General features: G+C 50.5%; 7 protein-coding genes and 1 pseudogene. 6 read left to right on the top strand and 2 right to left on the bottom strand.

The annotated features are described in order from the left end of the window. Positions 1-126: 126 nt before the first annotated feature. Both FH603_RS01525 and FH603_RS01520 read right to left on the bottom strand, forming a co-directional pair. Complete coding sequence (locus FH603_RS01525; RefSeq protein WP_186735363.1) at positions 127-912, bottom strand: LytR/AlgR family response regulator transcription factor; 786 nt, start codon at positions 910-912, stop codon at positions 127-129. Positions 913-954: 42 nt separating this feature from the next. Beyond that, positions 955-2,433, bottom strand: a complete 1,479-nt coding sequence (locus FH603_RS01520) for a histidine kinase (protein WP_186735361.1) — start codon at positions 2,431-2,433, stop codon at positions 955-957. Positions 2,434-2,887: 454 nt separating this feature from the next. On the opposite strand from FH603_RS01520, the gene FH603_RS01515 reads away from it, so the two are divergent. The 6 genes and pseudogenes from FH603_RS01515 (at position 2,888) to FH603_RS29180 (ending at position 19,069) form a co-directional block, all read left to right on the top strand. After that, positions 2,888-3,433, top strand: a complete 546-nt coding sequence (locus tag FH603_RS01515) for a GNAT family N-acetyltransferase (protein ID WP_235985453.1) — start codon at positions 2,888-2,890, stop codon at positions 3,431-3,433. Between the two features lie 131 nt (positions 3,434-3,564). After that, positions 3,565-4,284 carry a (d)CMP kinase gene (gene cmk, locus FH603_RS01510; RefSeq protein ID WP_186735359.1) on the top strand — a complete coding sequence of 240 codons (720 nt, stop codon included), beginning with the start codon at positions 3,565-3,567 and terminating at the stop codon, positions 4,282-4,284. Between the two features lie 78 nt (positions 4,285-4,362). Continuing rightward, positions 4,363-5,424, top strand: a complete 1,062-nt coding sequence (locus tag FH603_RS01505; protein WP_186735357.1) for an NAD(P)/FAD-dependent oxidoreductase — start codon at positions 4,363-4,365, stop codon at positions 5,422-5,424. Positions 5,425-5,520: 96 nt separating this feature from the next. Next, the gene (locus tag FH603_RS01500) at positions 5,521-8,802 is read left to right on the top strand and encodes a hypothetical protein (RefSeq protein WP_186735355.1); all 3,282 of its coding nucleotides are present in this window, start codon (positions 5,521-5,523) and stop codon (positions 8,800-8,802) included. 607 nt (positions 8,803-9,409) lie between these two features. Further along, positions 9,410-12,433 (top strand): annotated as a pseudogene (locus FH603_RS29185) (SdrD B-like domain-containing protein); the annotation flags it as partial. A gap of 1,476 nt (positions 12,434-13,909) precedes the next feature. Continuing rightward, entirely contained in the window at positions 13,910-19,069 is a 5,160-nt protein-coding gene (locus FH603_RS29180; RefSeq protein ID WP_425326518.1) for a T9SS type B sorting domain-containing protein, read from the top strand. The last annotated feature ends 4 nt before the right edge of the window (positions 19,070-19,073 follow it).

Below are 19,073 nucleotides of genomic sequence, written 5' to 3'. Positions count from 1 at the left end.
GCGTAAAAGTAATGCCTTTTGCCGAATCATCCGGTGTGCTACACCAGGTGTAGGTGTTCCATGTGCCCATATGAAGCCAGCGAGTACGTTCATGAATCATTCCGGTAAGGCCAACGATAGAAGTGCCTATAACTCGAGCAACTGCCGTATGGTCTCGCCATAGGTACTACCCGTGGTGAGCCGGGTACCCTTCTTGTCAGTCATAGACAGGATGAATTTGCCGTCGAAATGGCGGTGGACTTCGGCAATTTTGTGCCGGTTAACCGTTACCGACCGGCTCACGCGTACAAACGTATCAGGTAATTTCTCTGCGAGCGTTGTTAGTGTATAGGTTGTCAGAAATTTTTGTCCATCCATCGTTGCCAGGAACACATACTTGTCTTCGGCCTCGAAAAAGGCAATGTCAGACAAGGGGACCAGCCTGATCTTGTCCCCCGTTTTTACCGACAAGGAATAGATCTCCTTTCTGGGCTGCATCTGCGCCAGCAACCGGATCATGTTGTCGGTGGCCGACGGATTCATTCCCGGTTGGTCGGTGGTACTGTGTTCAACCAATGCCCTGATTTTACGGGCCGTCCGGGCCAGCCGCTCGGCTTCAATAGGTTTGAGGAGGTAGTCGACTGAATTTTCTTCAAAAGCCCGGATGGCATATTGATCGAATGCGGTGGCAAAAACCACGATCGGCATGGCATTCAGGCGAGCCAGCATCTCAAAGCCATTGAGTAGTGGCATTTCGATATCCAGGAAAATAACGTCCGGTCGTTGGGCTTCAATAAGCGTCAGCCCCTCGGCTCCGTTGAGCGCTTCGCCAACAACCTCGAATGTATCACGGTGTTTACCTAACAAACGGCGCAGGCGGCTGATAGCCAGGGGTTCGTCGTCGATGAGGATAGTTTTGAGCGGGAGGTGCATGGTCAGTGAGTGAGGAATGAAGAAAGAAGACAACCCATTTCGTTAGTGATCACTTGTCATTCGGGTGTCATTGACACTATTTTTCAACTTGCTCATCTGAATGGAAACCAAGACTTGCTTGATCGGCCAGTTTTGAAGTTCAACGCGGGCGTCGTCGGTATAAAGCAGTTTGAGCTTATCCTGAATACTTCGCAGCCCATAGCCGCCACCCATATCATCAGGAAAAGCCGGGCCGTTATCATGAACGCATAAATGAAGTTCTCCATTTTTTTCGTAAATCCGAACGTCGATCCGGCCAGAGTCGGCCCGTTTGGCAATGCCATGTTTAATGGCGTTTTCGACAATTGGCTGGAGCAGGAATTGAGGTAACCGTAGCTCGTTGAGGGCGGGGTTAGCTACGTCGACGCTGAAGGTGAGCCGGTTGCCAAAGCGTACCTGTTCTACCTGCAAATAAGTACTAACCATCTCCAGCTCGTCGGACAGTGTCCCGAATAGCTCCCCGTCCCGCCCGGTCGAGTAGCGAAATAACTTGGACAGCAACAAGGTCATTTCTTCTGCCTGATCGGGGTTTTCGTGCACCAGACTGGCAATACTGTTCAAGGCATTATACAAAAAATGCGGATTGATCTTGGCCTGTAGTGCATCCAGTTCAGCGCGCGTTTTCAGTTTCTCCAGGTTCAGTAATTGAAATTCCTGCTCAGAAAGCTTACGCGTCAGTTGACGGCCTTCCTGTAGAACGTATAGAAAGATGTTGGTAATGAGCAGGTTGCCAAGTATATAAAAATACCAGGGGGCGCTCTCGGTGGTGAATTCCGGCCGTTTTAATAAGGCGTCAACACTCTCTTTCCCCAGCCAGTAGTAGAGTAGGGTGTTGAGACTGAAAAAGCCAAGAACCACGACCACACTCACAAACAGATGTCGTTTCCAGATGGTCTGAAAACGAGTAGTCAGCCAGGTGACCAATGACCAGGTCAGTAGGAATACAACGGCACCATCAACGATATTCTGGATAATGATAAACTGGTAAAGGCCAGCCATAAGCGGGTCTTTGGTGATCCAGATCAGGTTGGTAAAATAAACCACGGCGTTACAGCCGTAAATCAACAATGCTCCCAGTATCATCCCAATAAGCGTTCCCCACCCCGGTTTTTGCAGAATTGTGGTAAGGGTAATTGGTTCGGGGCGGATCGGTTCGGGCCGGTAATGGCTTCGCCCCGAAAAATTAAACTTCGCGCCTTCGACATTGGCTCCCGTCAGGTTAGTGCCCTCCAGACCGCTAAAGCTAAGGTTGGCTTCGTAGAGGTCAGCGTCGGTGAAATCAGCTTCGTTCAGGTCAGAAAAGCTTAAGTCGGCCTGTCGTAATACCGAACCCCTGAAGTTGGCGCGGGCCAGGTTCGAAAACCGTAGGTCGGCTCCCGTCAGGTCGAGACCGCTAAAGTCGAAATTTGACATATCTGACGCCCGCATTTTAAGGCGTCGACCGTTTTTGCCAATGGTGCCGATCAATTGTTCGCGGGTCATGTGTGTGAGCTACTAAGTGGGTCGTAGGGCGTTTGATTTGCACCCATCAGGTTAAGATAGCGACTGATTTAAAAAAGCTAGTTACTTGATGTTCTGCTCGTTTGTGTCGAATCGCTTCGTAAGCCGGCTACGTATTGAAAGTAACAGTCCAAAGGCGAATAAAACAGATTTTCGTTTGGTCATAAGGTTTGATACATTGTAACCATTTTGTGCTGGCAAACCACTAAATTCATCGATCCTCAGCGTTGAATGGTATTATAGCCGCGACTTACGCTTTGGTTCGAGTAGTCAAACATACTGTGATCGATCAATGTCCACCCGTTAATTCCGACGAATGCCGGATAAAGGCCAATGAAATAGGATTGGAAAGCGATAAAATGGTAGCTACGCCTACTAAATAGCGCTAACATTTAGAAATAAATCGAGTTACTGACGTAATAAAACCTGCTTACCGTTGACTGCTACCCTGACTACGTTTCAACTATCAACTGGTCGTCTTCGCCCGTGGCGTGAAGGCGATGAAGACGCCTTGTCTCATCATGCCAGTAACCGGCATATTTGGAACAATGTCCGCGATTTTTTCCCCTATCCCTACACCCCCCGAGATGCTCATTCCTGGGTGCGTTCGAACAAGTCGTATCAACAACCCAACAACCTGGCTATCGAGATCGAGGGGCAGGCAGTGGGCAATATCGGATTTACGGTTAAGGATGATATCTATCGATACAATGCCGAAATTGGCTATTGGCTCAGCGAAGATTACTGGGGGCGGGGTATCATGACCGAAGCCATACAGGTGATGACGGATTATATTTTCAAAAATTTCCAGGTAAACCGCCTTTTCGCCTGCGTACTCGAAGGAAACATTGGCTCTATGCGGGTGCTCGAAACGGCTGGTTATCAGCGGGAAGCTATTCTTCGTAAAGCAGCTATTAAGAACAATCAGTACCTGGATGAATACATTTTTGCCATCTTACGGGCCGAACACCGTGGGCAGTAGCAGACCACTGATCTGGCTTCTTTCTCCAGCTTATCCATCCTATCCGGAAAAGTGTTCGCAATTGGCTGTTCACTTCTAACTGTTTTTGTGGTTATTTTGTCGAAACGTTTCCGCTTCGGCGGAGTCCTTTCATGCCGAAGATAGTTATTGCGATTGACGGGTATTCGAGTTGTGGGAAAAGCACCACTGCCAAAGCCGTAGCTGCCCGAATGGGGTATGGCTACATCGACACTGGGGCTATGTACCGCGCTGTCAGCCTGTTTTTCATTGAAAAACACGTTGCCCTCTCCAACAAAAACGAAGTTATTACCGCGCTTGAGCAACTCCATATCACCTTCAATCATAACAACCGAACGGGCCGGAACGAAACCTGTCTGAACGGGCTGAACGTAGAAGAGGAGATTCGTAAAATGTATATCTCCAATATTGTTAGTGAGGTGAGCGCTATTCCCGAAGTGCGGTGGGCGATGGTAGCCCAGCAGCAAAAAATGGGTCGTCGGCGGGGGGTGGTCATGGATGGCCGGGATATTGGTACCAAAGTTTTCCCGGATGCTGAGGTGAAGGTCTTTATGACAGCCGATACCACGATCCGGGCCCGACGCCGACAGCAGGAACTCCTGTCGAAGGGAGAGATGATCAATCTGGACGATATCATTCAGAACCTGGAAAAACGCGACAAAATTGACACCACGCGTTCGGAGAGCCCGCTGGTGCAGGCCCCCGACGCAGCACTCCTCGATACGTCGCACATGACCATTGAGGAGCAGGTAGACTGGGTTATTGAACAGGCCGACCGGCGGCTCTCAGCCCTGCACCGGACGAAAAGTAGCCGCCGGTCGGAGAAGTCGTAAGGTACTATCTGGCTGACACGTTCAACGCTTCCACATCGGCCACCTTCTGACTGATTTACTGACTGACACCTTACTTGTATGACGGCCGATTTTTTAATTGTTGGACAAGGCGTAGCGGGTTCCGTACTCGCCTGGACACTCGATCAGCGCGGCTGCTCCGTCATTCTTGCCGATGATCCTACACAACCCTCTGCCTCGGCTGTAGCGGCTGGAATCGTTAATCCGCTGACGGGCCGTAAACTCGTCCGGACCTGGAAAGCCGATGACCTGTTTCCCTTCCTGCATCAATTTTACACGGGTATTGAACAAGAATTGGGTGTTCAGTTTTTTCACTCCAAATCCATCTATCGTCCGTTCCGGTCTATCGCTGAACAAGCTGACTATCTGGCTCTGATGGCTGATCCGGATGTACGGCAATTTGTTTCTCAGCCGGTTGATAATGAGTTATATAGTTCATGTATCAATAACCCGTTTGGTGGACTGGAAGTGACCCAGGCCGGGTGGCTGGATTTAACTGAGTTTGTTCGAATTATTAAAGGGTATTTTATTCGAAAAAATCAATATTACGAAGGGCGGGTAAGTGATAATGATTTGGTTATCAGTGACAAAAAGGTTGCCTGGCAGGGTATTCAGTTTGGTAAAGTTATCTTCTGCGAAGGTACGCAGGGCCAGGAGAATACGTTGTTCAGCTACTTGCCGTATAATCCTGTTAAGGGGCAGATTCTGACGGCTGTTGCCGAAAGGTATTCCATAAAAAATATAGTCAATCAGGGTTTGTTTATATTGCCTATTCGGGACGGGCTCATTCGGATAGGAGCCACCTATTCCTGGCATGATCTCGACTGGCAAACAACAGACGACGGTCGGGAGTTTTTAGAATCGAAGGTCAATTCTATCCTAACCGTACCTTACCAAATCGTAGCTCAGCAAGCGGGTATCAGACCGTCAACAAAAGATCGTCGACCCTTTATTGGCGTACATCCGGCGCAGCCAGCGGTCGGAATTTTTGGCGGAATGGGTACGAAAGGCGTATCGTTGGCACCCTATCTGGCCGAGCAGTTTGCCCGCCACTTGCTCGATGGTGAAGAATTGGAGCCTGAAGCGAATATTAGCCGGTGCGTTTCGTTATATACTCGTTGAATAAAAGCTGGTCGATAGCGGAGGTTAACTACTGACTGAAAACTCATTACTCTTCTAGCTGTGTCTACTATTCAATTGCCAACGTCTATTTAATGTATGCGAAATAAATACTTACTGCTATTGGTAGTATGGCTGGGTGGCCTAAGCATAGCCACGGCACAGAACTACCCATCTCTCGAACGGTTCGGCAAGAACCGCATCCAGTACCGAAGTTTCGACTGGAAAACCATTCGTACGGCCAATTTCGAGATTTACTATTACCAGGGGGGGAGTCAGATCGCCAATCTGACGGCGCAGTACGCTGAGTCGGAGTTCGATCGGGTCACCGAGTTACTTGGCTATACGCCCTACAACCGGGTCAAAATATTTCTCTTTAATTCACCTCAGGAGCTAGCGCAAAGTAATATTGGCCTTAATGCCCAGGGTGGGTTGAGCAGCCGGGAACTGGACTTGTCCAAATCGCGGGTCGAGCTGGCCTTTACCGGAGACCAGATCAGCTTCCGCCGACAGATCGTACGGGATATTTCCATGCTGTTTGTCTATGATATGCTTTACGGTGGTAGCTTGAAAGATGCCTTACAAAGCTCACTGCTGCTTACCCTGCCTGATTGGTTTATGCCCGGCATCGCATCGTACATTGCCGAAGGGAACAGCCTTGAACTTGATGATTACATGCGCGACCTGTCGCTGACCCGTCCTGTTAAGAAGCCTGGGTTACTGGCTGGTGCCGAAGCAGAGCGTGTGGGTCATTCGATCTGGAATTATATCGTTCAGAAATATGGTCGTGACAACGTTTCCAATATTCTGAACCTGACGCGTATCATTCGCAATGAGCAGAGCAGTATTGCCAGCACCCTCGGCATTCCTTACAATCGATTCTTGCGTGATTGGCGCGACTATTACACCGGTATGGCCAATGCGGTAACGCAATCGTATCAGGCTGGTGCCGATGATTTTCAACTTAAAATAGGGTCGGCTAACGATAAGTCGGCGCTGGTGAGCCTGAAACTTAGCCCCGACAAACAGTTTTTTGCGTACTCAGTGCTACGCGACGGAAAGTTTACGGTGGAGGTTGTCAATACCACTACGCGTAAAAAAATATCGGTGCTCACAGGAGGGTACCGGCTCGATGGGCAGGCCTCCCGAACTAGTACACCACTGTTAGCCTGGCAGCGTGATAATAACCTGCTTATTCTGACCGATGAATTGGGGAAAACGAATTTGTACCGGTTCGGTAATTTCGAAAAGCGGCCAAAACAGGAGTTTAAGCGGCCGGTAAACAGCCTGTCGCAGGTGGTTTGGATGGATGCATCGGACGATGGGGGTAGCCTGATCCTGAGCGCCGACCGACAGGGGCAAAACGACTTGTTCCTGTATAGCATAAGCCGAGGCTCGTACCAGCAGATAACCAACGACCTGTACGATGACCTGTACCCTCAATTTGTGGGCCGCACGGCGCGGACAGTTGTGTTCAGTTCAAACCGCCAGGCCGACACATTGGGTGTCGATAAAGGATCGTACCGAACCATTCGTGATCAGTTAAGTCTGTTTTCGCACGAAGGCACCGCCCGTGATTTATCGGTGACGCGGCTGACCGACTCGCTTTCTTACGCTACACAGCCTGTTACAGCTGGCGAATCAACCATATACTTCCTGAATAATACAGGTGGTATCTCGAATCTTTACCGGCTTGAAACCGAAACAAAAGCCATTAATCAACTAACGGCTTTCCCGCAAAGTATACGACTCTACGACCTCAATCCAGCTAATGGCGGGTTTGTGTACAGTAGTTTGAAGAACGGAGATGAGTACATCGGGTTCCGTTCATCGCTGAACCTGACCCAGTCGGTACCAGCACCACCTACCCCACGAAGCCGTAGCTTGAAGCGGCCAACCAGCCCGACAACGAGTGCTGGTGTTAATCGAACCGGACAGGCATCGACAGATACTATTGTTCGCTCCGACAGTGCCTCGGTCGATTCTACCGGGAGGGCTGTCGCGCCAGGTTCAAACCCGGCCTCCCGATTAGCTATGGAGCCTGGTGAAGTAGATACGGATAACTACCAGTTTGATCCGGAGGTTGTAAAAGCCGCTGAGTATCGCCAGCGCCGTTCTGCGTCGAATACACCTGCTTTGTCTGCTACACTACCCAGAACCCGTCGCCGTGAGAACATCACCATTCGTGGTCCATTCGACTATAAAGGTATGTTTACAGTGAACGACGCTACGTCGGGCTGGCGCGTAGATCCTATTTCGGCCAAGGGGTTTGGGTATTATCAGGATGTTACGCTAACCGATCTGCTGGAAAATCATACGTTGCGGGCGGGCGGTTTTATCACAACATCACTTCGCAATACGGATTTGTTTGCGGAGTACACGAATCAAACGCATCGTATTGATTACGGTGTTCGTGTGGATCGCCAATCCTTATTCGTGGATGCCTCTGACATTGGGTTATTGCAGAAGTATCGGTATAACCGCTTTGCTCTTTCGGCCTCGTACCCTATCTCGGTCAACAGTCGCTTCACTCTTTCACCTTTCTATGCGCTGACCCGGCTTATCGATCTGGCCTCCTACGGTGAGCCAGACCGGGTGTCTGATTATGCCGGGCTACGGGCCGAGTTTGTGTTTGATAATACCAAAGTTAACGGTATGAACATGACGATGGGCACTAAGATGAAACTCCGTTTTGAAGAGTATTCGGGCCTTCAGGCAGCTGCACAGGGTTTTCGGCGGCTGTCGCTCGACTTACGGCATTACCAGAAAATACACCGTGATCTGGTGCTGGCTACCCGGTTTTCGTTCAGCCAGTCAGGCGGCCGGTCACCTAAGCAAAGTACGCTGGGAGGAATGGAAAACTGGGTAGGGTCGAATCAAAAGGAACGTGTTGCGTCCAATCCGCTCTTGGTACCCAACACGGTGCCAAATGAGGTTCGGACTGATTACCGGGATGTTTTCTTCCTGGATTTTGCAGGGCCGCTGCGTGGATTCCGGCAGGGTAAGCTGACCGGAAACAGTTATATGCTTTTCAATGCTGAACTTCGTCTGCCCTTGATTCGCTACCTGTATCGAGGTAACATTACGTCGAATTTCCTGCGTAATCTTCAACTGGTCGCGTTTACGGATATTGGAACAGCCTGGACGGGTAGTGGACCATTCAGCCAGCAGAACAGTCTTAATACAGAGGTCGTTGGCGGAGGTAACATTCCGTTCCGGGCTACGGTCACCAATTTCAAAAATCCTTTCCTGATTGGCTACGGAGCTGGGGTGCGAACGATGTTGTTTGGTTACTTTGTGAAGTTTGATTACGGCTGGGGAATCGAAGATAAATTTGTGAGTAAGCCAATCGCTTATCTGACATTGGGATACGATTTCTGACATATCAGGTTTGCTCCAGTGATGAAGCCGCTCCCCGGGGAGCGGCTTTTTTTTGTAGCCTACTATTGGGAAAATGCAATGCATAACAACTTAACTGGCTAACCGATGTATTGCTATACGGTTTGTTCAGCGCTAATGGCGTAGTCGAAAAAGAGCTTATTACCTGTGTTACTTATTGAATGTTGCCACTTATTTGATAGATTTTATTACGTTAATTATAAGTGAATCTTTAAGATTAGTAGACTAATAACTAAATGATTTTATATAAAAAGTGTACCCTACTTGGCACACTTTTCGCTAAACCCAAACTACAACAATGTAGGTTACTGTTGCTCAAACTTTGTTGAAGAATTAATTTATGTAACCTCGTTAATATATAAAGCCACTCTGGATAAGTGGCTGTATATCATTATATTATATCTTGTCGAATAGGCTCAAAGGCTATTTAGGTGCCCTTTGGCATAGTTTTAGTTTATTTCTGGGGAGCAAAAGTGCTCCTATATTGTGGTTGGCGGAATCGTTACTAGTTATCGGTTCAGTAGTCTGATTGCTATGATTTACATGGAGCATTTTGCGTTCAAGTGTATCGCTCCAAATCAAGTTGCAGATGAGAGTAACATTTACGCCAAGCATAGAATATCCATATGCCCCGCAAGCCCGTAAGGCAACACCCCATCCCTGCGTAAACGTTGCTACACAACAACGAATCATCCGACTAACCAGTCGGATGATTCGTTGTTTTCTTCACTTTGTACGGAGTACCACGACTGTTCTTACTCCCGGTGCCGTGCCGTATACCAGCCTTATAGCTGCCGCTGACAGAATACTCACCCCGGATATAACAGAGGGGCGACCGACTCAGGTAGAACCTGGCTCTCCGGGTGAGCCTCCCGATTTACCTGACTCCGGCCCGTCCGGTCCATCAATCCGAACTATCCCACCGGTATTCACTCCTTTTCTGCAGCATCCAATGAATGATCAACTTCTACAAATTAAAACCCTCAATTATACTACTGATCATCTCCCGCTGGATGCTGGTGAAGGGTGCATTGTAACTGAGGGAAAGAGCCCCCCCCGGCGTATTTTTCGAAGACGATCAGCCATAAATAACGATGCTTATTCGTTGTTTATGGCATTTGTCTGCCTGGGATTAGTGGCGCTGTTGGGGCTGGTAGGTTCAACAGCGAAGGCTCAGTCACCTCCTGCCATAGCGGTGATTGATCTAAGCGTTCACACTAAAGTCAGTGTACCGAATCCTGCTATCGGTGATATTATAACCTATACCGTCGTTGTGGCTAACGCCCCGAACATGGCTACTGCTACTGGTGTAGTGGTGAAAGATGGGCTCCCTGCTGATGGCGTGGCCTATGTTCCCGGTTCAGCGCTGGTGGTACGGGGTAGTGGTACTTATGTATCTACAACCGGCACCTGGAATGTTGGTCAGATAGCGGCCAATGATTCGAGCGTTATTACGTTCAGAGCCAAAGTGCTTGAACGTGGGGTATGGTTCAACTCAGCAGAAGTTGTATTCGCTAATCTGCCCGACGTCGACTCAAGTCCTAATAACCAGAACCTGGTCGAAGACGATTATGACGTGGTTTGTTTTTCGGTACCGATACTTTGGTATCCGGGTGATGAGTTCACTATATCAATTCCAACAGGGTTTGACAGGACGGAGTGGTACCGTAATGATGTCCTCATTAGCCCCGCCAGTGTCTCTCCTACATTGGCGGCAGTAAATGCTGACTTTTCTCTAACCTTCAAGAGCACGGGTACCTACCGGTTCGTAACCTACCGAAACGGCTGTCCGGCATCGAACTGCTGCAACATAGAGGTAATCCAGGGTCCTTATGGTAGCCTTGGTAATTACGTATTTGTGGATACCAATAAGAACGGTAAGCAGGATGATGGCGCTACCGGTATCGATGGTGTAACGGTTTACCTCTACGATGAAACTGGAACACGACAACTAGGGTCGACTGTCACCGCTGGCGGGGGGCTGTATACGTTTGACCGTCTGACTGACGGCCAATATATAGTTCGGTTTATGAATCCACCGGGCTATCAACTAACGGTTTCCAATGCGTCAGGTGTTACGGATGACCTTGACAGCGATGCCGGGCTAAATGGATTCACGGGCGTCTATACAATTGATACCAGTCAGCCCGGATCGAGTATAGCACGTAATAATCCAACGGTAGATGCCGGCTACTTTCTACAGTCGCCCTGCCCACCCAACTTTAACCTGATAACCTCGAACGACGGTAGCCTGTGTAATGGTGAGTCGCTTCAGTTAACGGCCTCGACGTCTGTGCCTACGGCCAAACTTTACTGGTACCTGACGCCCTACGATGGTGTTGCATTTGATACGCTTGAATCGGGAGAGCCCCTGGTGGTGAGGCCGACAACAACAACGGTCTATTATGTTGAAGCGGTTACGGCCACCGGCTGTCGCAGTATCCGTAAGCCAATTGTAGTAACCGTCACAACCGTTCCGACTCCTATTGCCTTAGGAAACATAAGAAATACATGCCCGACGCAAACAGTCGACCTGACCAGAATTCAGATCGAGAACCAGACGAGTGGTCTGACCTATGAATGGTACACCAGTATCAATCGTTCTGAAGCTACCCGAGTAACTAACCTGACAGCACGGGGAGCTGGCAGGCTATACCTGTTTGCTAAATCGGCAACGGGCTGCTACAGTAATCCGACTGTTCTGACGGTTGAGATTAGCACGTGTAGGTGTCAGAATGAAGCCATTGTGAGTGCAGGGCCGGGTCAGGTTATCTGTGCTGGTGATGTCGTGGCGCTAAGAGCCATACTGGGGGGTTCGGCAACGAGTGTCACCTGGTCGTCTGATGGTACAGGTACATTTTCAAATCCAAATAGCCTGACAGCCAATTATACCCCATCGACGGCTGATATCACGCGTGGCTCTGTGCTTCTCACCGTAACGACAAATGATCCGGGCGGTCCGGACGATGAGTGTGCGGCTGCCAGAAGTTCATTGATCCTCAGGATCAATAGTCGCCCAACTACACCCGTTGGTGTCGCCTGCGACGACACACTGGTATGTCAGGGTAGTAGTACAAAGCTGATCGGTTTTGCGCCGGGCTCTAGAATCAACTGGTACGATCAGAACAATCAGTTAATTGGTACAACATCAAGCGGTGGAAAATTAACGGTGACCCCATCGAGGGCCGGACGGATTGTTTATACCGCTGAGGCTATTAGCCCGGAAAACTGCGTAAGCACCCGCACCTCCCTAACGGTTACCGTGGGGTCTTGCCTGGCTGATCTGGCGGTGGTGAAACAAGTTGTAACAGCAGGACCCTATTCGGTAGGTCAGAAGATTACCTACTCGATCAGGGCAGCGAACAATGGTCCTATCACCGGTACTACTGTCTACGTAAACGATCTGCTGCCATCGACACTGACCTACGTTAGTTCGACACCAGCAGGCGAGTACAACGTTGGAACCGGTATCTGGACAGTTGGTACGCTTACAAAGGACTCGAATCGTAATCTGCTGATCGAAGCCACCATTAACGCAGTTGGCTCAATTAAAAATACGGCTATCGTAGGTGGCTCAAATAATGATCCGCGATACCCGCAGAACGATACCTCTTCGGTAACGATAGAAACGAATCGTTGCATTGGTGTTGCACCATCCATTGCCGCTTCTTCAACTATAATTTGCAAAGATGGATCGACTACGCTGAGCGCAACTGGCTGTGAAGGTGGTGTGGTCAACTGGTCGAATGGACGCACGGGTCTGACTGTTACAGTAAGTCCAACGATAACGACCAGTTACTCGGCAAACTGCGTTCTGAACGGTTGTACGAGCGGTCCATCGAACATAATTGCCGTAACGGTAACGAATGTAGCCATACCCACCATCACCGCTTCGATTACGGGTGACGTGTGTGCGGGTACTTCGGTTACGCTAACGGCGAGTGGTTGTGAAGGAGGAACTGTTCAGTGGTCGGAAGCAGGTAAGACTGGTGCGTCGATCGTTGTTATTCCATATATCAGAACAACGTACACGGCACAGTGTCTGAAGGGTAGCTGCCTGAGCGACCCGGCGACGAGAATAATCGATATAGCTACCAACCTACCAACACCAACGATCACTGCCAGTACTACCGTTGTTTGTCCTGGCGAAACGGTTACGCTGACCGTCAACGGTTGTGTGGGAACACCGGTCTGGAGCAATACAAGTCAGACCACAGCTAGTATAGTTGTTACACCAGCGCTGGGTACGAACACGTACAGCGTCTCCTGTAGAAATGGTACCTGTACCAGCAGGCCATCGGCTGCTTATACCATTACTGTAGTTGCTCCGGTTGTTCCAACGATTGTAGCCAGCGCCGATTCAATTTGCGCGAATGGTGTTCTTTCGCTGACAGCAACGGGCTGCACGGGTACGGTAACCTGGAATGCTACCGACAGAAACGGCGTGAGCCTGACCGGTTCCGTGATCAGCGTATATCCAAGGGCAAACATCAGCTATTACGCGCAGTGTAGAGTCGGGACCTGTATCAGTAATCCATCGATAGCCATACCGATCACTGTAGTAACACCATCGGCTCCGATTATCAGGAGCGATAAATCGTTGATTTGTAGTGGTGAGAAAGTGGTACTGACGGCCGAGGGCTGTCAGGGTATCGTTAAATGGTATGGCCCTGATAACAAGTTCGGGGCTAGTATCGAGGTGATGCCAACGGAAAGCAACGAATACTATGCAACCTGCAAGCAGGCCACCTGCGAAAGTGACGCGTCCAACAGAGTGCGTATCACGGTAAATACCAGTGGCACGGCACCCCGTATCGTGGCTTCAGCTACCGCTACCTGTGAGGGTGGCCTTGTTTCGCTGACGGCAACGGGCTGTACGGCTACCGTACTCTGGTCGGATGGTCAAAGGGGTACTGTAGTCTCCGTTACGCCTACTTCCACCAGCAATGAGTTCTACGCGATCTGCAAGGCCGATGGCCAATGCGGTAGTGGTAGGTCGAACGTTGTTAGAATTAACGTGACACCGGCACCAAGGCCAGTCATCGCTTCCGGCACCAATACGATCTGCCCTGGCGAACGGGTAACGCTAATGGTCAGCAACTGTCAGGGTACGCCCCACTGGAGCACCAGCGAAACCACCCGGGAGATTGTGGTGTCCCCTGCTGTAACAACATCCTATACAGTATACTGCCAGGATGGGGTATGCAGGAGCAATTCATCGACCCAATACACCCTCACAGTAGTGCCGGTACCAATGCCAACCATCGTAGCTTCAGCTACGGCGGTTGAGCCAGGTGGTACGGTAACGCTCACGGCGACGGGTTGTACGGGGGGCGAACTGATCTGGTCGGCAAATGATATCAATGGAAATAATAAAGGCGCTGTACTTGTTGTCCGGCCGGTAGGTACCCAGTCCTATTACGTACAATGTAAGGTCCGTACCTGCCTGAGCGATCCATCGATTACGGTGGTAATAAACGGAGGCAGCTGCCTGGCTAGGGCAGGTACGCTTATCCCGGTTAATCCTGCGGTCTGTGCCGGTCCGGTCATAACAGAAATCGCTGCCCGTCCGGGTGGAGGTCTGCTACAGCCAGCGGGCTATTCGATACTTTACGTGTTGACGAAAGGAACCAGTTTAGTAGTCCAGCAAACGAGTGCTGCACCTTCGTTCACGGTAACGTCAGCGGCTGCCGGCTACACTATTCATACGCTGGTGTATAACGCCAACCCGGCCGACAGGAACTACCTCGATCTGTCGCTGGTGAGACCAGGCATAACAACAGGAGCGGATGTCCTCAAAATCATAGCTGATAAGAGAATCTGTGCTGATCTGGATGCTGTGGGCGCACTGGTAAGGGTTACGCAAATAGATCCGCCCGTGCTGTCAGCTTCGGCTCAGACGGTATGCTCCGGCGCGACGGTGACGCTTGAGGCTAGAGGCTGTGTTGGCGGGACAATACGCTGGTCGGACGGCTCCATAGGTCAGGCGGTTGACAAGACGATTTTCAGCAATACGGTACTAACGGCTACCTGCTCAATCGACGGTTGTATCAGTAAGCCATCGGCCAGCCTGAGGATCGATTTAGGGACGCCGGGTATCCCAACCATTACGAGCAATCGTACGGCAGTTTGTATCAACGAAACGGTGGTCTTAACGGCTACCGGTTGCGAAGGCAGTGCTTACGTCTGGTCTGACGGTAGGACAATTGGTAACACCTTAACCGTGATAGCAACCGCCGACGTCAGCTACCGTGTTAAGTGTAAGGTTGGTAGCTGCGAGGGTGACTGGTCGGCTTCCACAACCATCAGGGTCGGCGCACCTAATGCACCAACGATCTCAGTGGCTGGTTCGGGAACGTCGATCGTTAGCAGTACGACAGTCTGCTTCGGAGCACCCATTACGCTCACGGCTCAGGGTTGCCCGGCTAACAGCTATGTGACGTGGTCCAATGATCTGGTGGGTACATCCATAACCGTATCACTCGCCACTAGCGGAACGTATACGGCCCGTTGCTGTAACTCGACCAACTGCAAGAGCGTTGCCTCGAACCCAATTGCGATAACGGTACTGCCAAAGGTGACCGCGCCACTAGTCGTCGACCGTACCAATACGTGTCCGTCCAGCACGGTTAATCTGGCAACGGGCCTGACTACCACGGCATCGACGCCAGGGGGCGTGTTCGAATATTACACGAGCGCAACCCTAGGCCGTGAATCGAAAGTGGCTAATCCGGCTACTGCTGGTACAGGAATCTATTATGTCGTGGAGAAGACAGTGGCGGGCTGCTACAGTCTACCTGCCCTTATGCATGTCATGATCAGTAACTGTAATGATCCCATTCCCTGCAATCCGGCCAATCCCGTAACGGCCAGTGCCGGTCCGGATGCCGTCATCTGCGCTATAAAGACCTATCAGTTGAGTGGTGTAATTGGAGGAGCTGGTCAGATAGCCCAATGGACCAGTACTGGAAACGGCACGTTCGATAATCCGTTCTCGACAAGGGCGATTTACACCGCAAGCGCAGAAGATATACTGGTAGGCAAAGTAACCCTGACCCTATCGGTGAGTACGAACAATGCCGCCTGTGCTGTCGCTAAAGATGAGATGGTATTGACAATCGAGAGCGTTAAGACGGTTCCAACGATAACCGTTAGCGGAGCCACTAATTTCTGCTATGGCGATTCGGTAACGCTCCGGGCTACTGCGGGCGATGGTTACCTATGGAGCAACAATGCCCGAACGCAGCAGATCGTTGTCAAAACAAGCGGCAGGTATAGTGTACAACTGATCAACGCGAAAGGGTGTAGTTCGGCGAAATCAGCGGATGTGGTTATAACGGTTGCAGAACCAGCGGCAGGTCCCCAGGTTGATAATATCCGTAATATATGCCCATCTAAAGTGGCCAACCTGGCGAGTGCCTTCACCCCTATGTCGGTTACTGCCGTTGGTGTGAGCTTTGAATATCGAATCGGCTCATCGGCTTCTTCACCCCGGGTAATGCGGCCGGATTCTGTTGGATCCGGTACCTACTACATCTTTGCCAGAAGCAGAGAGGGTTGTGTGAGCGCACCCTCGCAGGTGAAGGTGAATATCTTCAATTGCGAAACCGATACGCTGCATACGGATGTACGCATTGTTAAAACAGTTAACAAGGCCAGAGCCAAAACCGGTGAAATCGTTACTTATACCATTAGGGTAAGTAACCTCGGCCCTAACCTGGCAACGAACATCGAAGTTAAGGATGTGCTGCCGAAGGAAGTGGAATTGATTCCATCGGCTTCTGCAAACTACACGGTAACTGGTGGAGTTATCTACAAACATATCCCCAGTCTTGCCGTAAGAGACTCTGTGCTTATTGTTTTCGATGCCCGTGTGATTGGTAAAGGTGAAATTTTCAACTATGCCGATATCACGTATCTCGATCAGCATGACACAGATAAGCCTAACAACTGGGCGTATGCGACAGTAAGCAACACGTCGGCTCATAAGCCGAGCCTTATTGGTCTTGCCAAGGCTGTATTGGGAACGCCTACAGTCATCGATGCATCGAACTTTAAGGTTAGTTACAGCTTTGTTCTGACCAATTTCGGTGACGACACCCTGCGTAAGGTGCAGGTGACAGACGATCTGGCCCGGGTTTTTGCCCCCAACACGGTGGTTAGTGCGGTTGTTAAGCCAGGAGCGGTCGGTTCTACACTGGTTGTCAATCCTGCCTTCAGTGGCACGGGCTCCAATACGGCTCTGTTGGGTCAGGCTAGTTATCTGGCACCCGGTCGTTCGCAGCTCTTCACGCTCGATGTGATGGTGAGACGGGCCGCGGGCAATGCCACGAGTATGTTCCTGAATAGTGCCAGCGTAACGGCTCAGAATAGCCTGACATCGGTCTATGATCAGTCGGTCGACGGTGGTGATCCGGACCCCGATGGCGATGGTAACCCAACGAATAACACCAGTCAGACGAGTTTCACACTTCGTGCAGTTCAGCTGGTAGGCCCGTCGATCGGGGTAGCTCTGGCTGTTATGAAGGTGGACCCACAGGCCGATGGTAGCTTTAACGTTACCTACAGGGCAACGCTTAAAAACCTGGGCGATATGGCACTGTCAGCTATAAGCCTGACCGATAGCCTGATCCGGGCATTCAAGGCACCTGCTTCTTACTCTGTCGTTGGTGTCCCGGTGACTGCGGCAGGCAGTAGTCTGGTCGTCAACCCTAACTTCAATGGTAGCACGCGGCCTGACTTGTTAACCAGTGCCAGTAAACTGGCTGTTGGGGAGCAGCAAACGGTGGATGTAACCGTAAACATAAAGCCAAATGGTACGAACGGACCGTTCTATTCAACGGCAATAGCAACGGCTAATACGGCTAATCCTGGTCAGGTTGTCAGGGACATCTCCAACAACGGACTCGATCCTGCCAAGCAGGGTGCCATGTCGACTGCGGTTCGTTTCGACCTGCCAAAAGGCCTGATCGGAGTTGCCAAATCGGTTGGTACACCTATACTGGTGGAGGCCGGTGTTTATGATATCCCGTACACCATTAAGGTAAGTAACCTGGGTTCGGTAGCGCTTCGTAAAGTTCAGGTAATGGATAACCTATCCGAAACGTTCAGGAACGGCGCGCTGATCGTGAGCAATCGAATTGTCGTAAAATCTGACGCGGGTCTGACCGTAGATTCGCTCTACACCGGTCAGGGGCTCATTACGAAGATGCTCGTCGAATCGCTCAGTAATCTGCCGGTCGGGGCGTTTAGTACTCTCTCGTTTGCTGTTCGGGTAAATGTGAAAAACGCCGATTCGCTGACGTTCTACAACACGGCCAGAGCAATGGCGCAAACAGAAACGGGCGATCTGGTGGAAGATATGTCGACAGCAGGTATCAATGATGACCCAGACAATGACCTTGATCCACGTAATAACAGCATACCAACGCCTATTTCACTGAATAGCCTGTCATCCGAATCCTATGTGGGTGTAGCTATGGCCGTTCAGGACACAATCCGGCAGGCCGATGGCAGCTTCAATGTGACGTACAAAATCGTAGTTAAAAACTATGGACGTGAGGTGTTGAGAAATGTCAGCGTGACTGATTCATTGTCGAAGGTGTTCAACACAACGACCGGAGCAACCTTCACCATCGTAAAGGCACCGGTGATGGTCTCGACGGGCAGCGCGCTAAAACTGAATCCGAACTTCGATGGCGCTGCTGACCCTCGACTTGTGCTGGGTGATAGCCTTAGTACGCTGGCTGCTGGCAAGACAGATTCAATCCTGGTGACGCTGAACATATCGACCGATGGCAGCACCAATACGTTCCTGAACTCGGTAATAGCTACAGCTAAGTCTGGAACCACCACGGTGACCGATATCTCGACAAGCGGGCTGGATCCTGATCTGAATGGCAACAATAACCCAACCGACCTAAATGAGCGTGAAGCAACTCCGCTGAATCTGCCGTCAACAGGTACGACGCTCTTCATTCCGCAGGGCTTCTCGCCAAACGGTGATGGTATCAACGACCTGTTCGTGATCCGGGGTGCTGCTGGTCAGACAATCAGTCTGGAAGTGTACAATCGCTGGGGATATCTAGTCTACAGGAATGATGACTACAGGAACGATTGGGACGGGAAACCAAACACCGGTATCGTCATCAGCGACGGAGCCAACGGCCTTCCCGACGGGACTTACTATTACGTGATTAAGACGGGCGATGGACGCAAGTTTGTACGATACATGACGATTAACCGCTAATACC

It is taken from the genome of Spirosoma utsteinense, from assembly GCF_014282275.1.
In the GTDB taxonomy this organism is placed as follows: Bacteria; Bacteroidota; Bacteroidia; order Cytophagales; family Spirosomataceae; genus Spirosoma; species Spirosoma utsteinense.
The sequence above is the reverse complement of the archived record's forward strand: the minus strand, read 5'-3'. Positions and strand labels throughout refer to the sequence as shown.

Bases quoted from the DNA above. Each gene is read 5' to 3' on its own strand.
- FH603_RS01525 (WP_186735363.1), bottom strand. From the start codon at position 912: ATGCACCTCCCGCTCAAAACTATCCTCATCGACGACGAACCCCTGGCT.
- FH603_RS01520 (WP_186735361.1), bottom strand. From the start codon at position 2,433: ATGACCCGCGAACAATTGATCGGCACCATTGGCAAAAACGGTCGACGC.
- cmk (WP_186735359.1), top strand. From the start codon at position 3,565: ATGCCGAAGATAGTTATTGCGATTGACGGGTATTCGAGTTGTGGGAAA.
- FH603_RS01505 (WP_186735357.1), top strand. From the start codon at position 4,363: ATGACGGCCGATTTTTTAATTGTTGGACAAGGCGTAGCGGGTTCCGTA.
- FH603_RS01500 (WP_186735355.1), top strand. From the start codon at position 5,521: ATGCGAAATAAATACTTACTGCTATTGGTAGTATGGCTGGGTGGCCTA.
- FH603_RS29180 (WP_425326518.1), top strand. From the start codon at position 13,910: ATGGTCAGCAACTGTCAGGGTACGCCCCACTGGAGCACCAGCGAAACC.